Below are 3682 nucleotides of genomic sequence, written 5' to 3'. Positions count from 1 at the left end.
GTGGCGGAACGGACGGGACTCGAACCCGCGACCCCCTGCGTGACAGGCAGGTATTCTAACCGACTGAACTACCGCTCCACCGAATTCTTTTACAACCACCGGTTTTATGACCGGCTTACTGCTTAATTTGATGCCTGGCAGTTCCCTACTCTCGCATGGGGAGACCCCACACTACCATCGGCGCTACGGCGTTTCACTTCTGAGTTCGGCATGGGGTCAGGTGGGACCACCGCGCTACGGCCGCCAGGCAAATTCTGTTTTATCAGACCGCTTCTGCGTTCTGATTTAATCTGTATCAGGCTGAAAATCTTCTCTCATCCGCCAAAACACCTTCGGCGTTGTAAGGTTAAGCCTCACGGTTCATTAGTACCGGTTAGCTCAACGCATCGCTGCGCTTACACACCCGGCCTATCAACGTCGTCGTCTTCAACGTTCCTTCAGGACTCTCAAGGAGTCAGGGAGAACTCATCTCGGGGCAAGTTTCGTGCTTAGATGCTTTCAGCACTTATCTCTTCCGCATTTAGCTACCGGGCAGTGCCATTGGCATGACAACCCGAACACCAGTGATGCGTCCACTCCGGTCCTCTCGTACTAGGAGCAGCCCCCCTCAGTTCTCCAGCGCCCACGGCAGATAGGGACCGAACTGTCTCACGACGTTCTAAACCCAGCTCGCGTACCACTTTAAATGGCGAACAGCCATACCCTTGGGACCTACTTCAGCCCCAGGATGTGATGAGCCGACATCGAGGTGCCAAACACCGCCGTCGATATGAACTCTTGGGCGGTATCAGCCTGTTATCCCCGGAGTACCTTTTATCCGTTGAGCGATGGCCCTTCCATTCAGAACCACCGGATCACTATGACCTGCTTTCGCACCTGCTCGCGCCGTCACGCTCGCAGTCAAGCTGGCTTATGCCATTGCACTAACCTCCTGATGTCCGACCAGGATTAGCCAACCTTCGTGCTCCTCCGTTACTCTTTAGGAGGAGACCGCCCCAGTCAAACTACCCACCAGACACTGTCCGCAACCCGGATCACGGGTCAACGTTAGAACATCAAACATTAAAGGGTGGTATTTCAAGGTCGGCTCCATGCAGACTGGCGTCCACACTTCAAAGCCTCCCACCTATCCTACACATCAAGGCTCAATGTTCAGTGTCAAGCTATAGTAAAGGTTCACGGGGTCTTTCCGTCTTGCCGCGGGTACACTGCATCTTCACAGCGAGTTCAATTTCACTGAGTCTCGGGTGGAGACAGCCTGGCCATCATTACGCCATTCGTGCAGGTCGGAACTTACCCGACAAGGAATTTCGCTACCTTAGGACCGTTATAGTTACGGCCGCCGTTTACCGGGGCTTCGATCAAGAGCTTCGCTTGCGCTGACCCCATCAATTAACCTTCCGGCACCGGGCAGGCGTCACACCGTATACGTCCACTTTCGTGTTTGCACAGTGCTGTGTTTTTAATAAACAGTTGCAGCCAGCTGGTATCTTCGACTGATTTCAGCTCCATCCGCGAGGGACTTCACCTACATATCAGCGTGCCTTCTCCCGAAGTTACGGCACCATTTTGCCTAGTTCCTTCACCCGAGTTCTCTCAAGCGCCTTGGTATTCTCTACCTGACCACCTGTGTCGGTTTGGGGTACGATTTGATGTTACCTGATGCTTAGAGGCTTTTCCTGGAAGCAGGGCATTTGTTGCTTCAGCACCGTAGTGCCTCGTCATCACGCCTCAGCCTTGATTTTCCGGATTTGCCTGGAAAACCAGCCTACACGCTTAAACCGGGACAACCGTCGCCCGGCCAACATAGCCTTCTCCGTCCCCCCTTCGCAGTAACACCAAGTACAGGAATATTAACCTGTTTCCCATCGACTACGCCTTTCGGCCTCGCCTTAGGGGTCGACTCACCCTGCCCCGATTAACGTTGGACAGGAACCCTTGGTCTTCCGGCGAGCGGGCTTTTCACCCGCTTTATCGTTACTTATGTCAGCATTCGCACTTCTGATACCTCCAGCATGCCTCACAGCACACCTTCACAGGCTTACAGAACGCTCCCCTACCCAACAACACATAGTGTCGCTGCCGCAGCTTCGGTGCATGGTTTAGCCCCGTTACATCTTCCGCGCAGGCCGACTCGACCAGTGAGCTATTACGCTTTCTTTAAATGATGGCTGCTTCTAAGCCAACATCCTGGCTGTCTGGGCCTTCCCACATCGTTTCCCACTTAACCATGACTTTGGGACCTTAGCTGGCGGTCTGGGTTGTTTCCCTCTTCACGACGGACGTTAGCACCCGCCGTGTGTCTCCCGTGATAACATTCTCCGGTATTCGCAGTTTGCATCGGGTTGGTAAGTCGGGATGACCCCCTTGCCGAAACAGTGCTCTACCCCCGGAGATGAATTCACGAGGCGCTACCTAAATAGCTTTCGGGGAGAACCAGCTATCTCCCGGTTTGATTGGCCTTTCACCCCCAGCCACAAGTCATCCGCTAATTTTTCAACATTAGTCGGTTCGGTCCTCCAGTTAGTGTTACCCAACCTTCAACCTGCCCATGGCTAGATCACCGGGTTTCGGGTCTATACCCTGCAACTTAACGCCCAGTTAAGACTCGGTTTCCCTTCGGCTCCCCTATTCGGTTAACCTTGCTACAGAATATAAGTCGCTGACCCATTATACAAAAGGTACGCAGTCACCCCATAAAAGAGGCTCCCACTGCTTGTACGTACACGGTTTCAGGTTCTTTTTCACTCCCCTCGCCGGGGTTCTTTTCGCCTTTCCCTCACGGTACTGGTTCACTATCGGTCAGTCAGGAGTATTTAGCCTTGGAGGATGGTCCCCCCATATTCAGACAGGATACCACGTGTCCCGCCCTACTCATCGAGCTCACAGCATGTGCATTTTTGTGTACGGGGCTGTCACCCTGTATCGCGCGCCTTTCCAGACGCTTCCACTAACACACACACTGATTCAGGCTCTGGGCTGCTCCCCGTTCGCTCGCCGCTACTGGGGGAATCTCGGTTGATTTCTTTTCCTCGGGGTACTTAGATGTTTCAGTTCCCCCGGTTCGCCTCATTAACCTATGGATTCAGTTAATGATAGTGTGACGAATCACACTGGGTTTCCCCATTCGGAAATCGCCGGTTATAACGGTTCATATCACCTTACCGACGCTTATCGCAGATTAGCACGTCCTTCATCGCCTCTGACTGCCAGGGCATCCACCGTGTACGCTTAGTCGCTTAACCTCACAACCCGAAGATGTTTCTTTCGATTCATCATCGTGTTGCGAAAATTTGAGAGACTCACGAACAACTTTCGTTGTTCAGTGTTTCAATTTTCAGCTTGATCCAGATTTTTAAAGAGCAAATATCTCAAACATCACCCGAAGATGAGTTTTGAGATATTAAGGCAGGTGACTTTCACTCACAAACCAGCAAGTGGCGTCCCCTAGGGGATTCGAACCCCTGTTACCGCCGTGAAAGGGCGGTGTCCTGGGCCTCTAGACGAAGGGGACGTATCAGTCTGCTTCGCAAGACGCCTTGCTTTTCACTTTCTATCAGACAATCTGTGTGAGCACTACAAAGTACGCTTCTTTAAGGTAAGGAGGTGATCCAACCGCAGGTTCCCCTACGGTTACCTTGTTACGACTTCACCCCAGTCATGAATCACAAAGTGGTAAGCG

2 tRNA genes and 3 rRNA genes are annotated in these 3682 nt (G+C 52.6%); all 5 read right to left on the bottom strand.

Annotation, left to right across the window (positions count from 1 at the left end):
- Position 1: 1 nt before the first annotated feature.
- Positions 2-78, bottom strand: a tRNA-Asp gene (locus tag KGZ92_07570).
- Positions 79-132: 54 nt separating this feature from the next.
- Positions 133-248, bottom strand: a 5S ribosomal RNA gene (gene rrf / locus KGZ92_07565).
- 94 nt (positions 249-342) lie between these two features.
- Positions 343-3245 (bottom strand): 23S ribosomal RNA (locus KGZ92_07560).
- Positions 3246-3438: 193 nt separating this feature from the next.
- A tRNA-Glu gene (locus KGZ92_07555) sits at positions 3439-3514 on the bottom strand.
- 85 nt (positions 3515-3599) lie between these two features.
- Positions 3600-3682 (bottom strand): 16S ribosomal RNA (locus tag KGZ92_07550); the annotation flags it as partial.

It is taken from the genome of Bacillota bacterium (assembly GCA_018333655.1).
Classification (GTDB): domain Bacteria; phylum Bacillota; class UBA994; order UBA994; family UBA994; genus BS524.
This window is presented reverse-complemented; position numbering and strand designations above follow the sequence as displayed.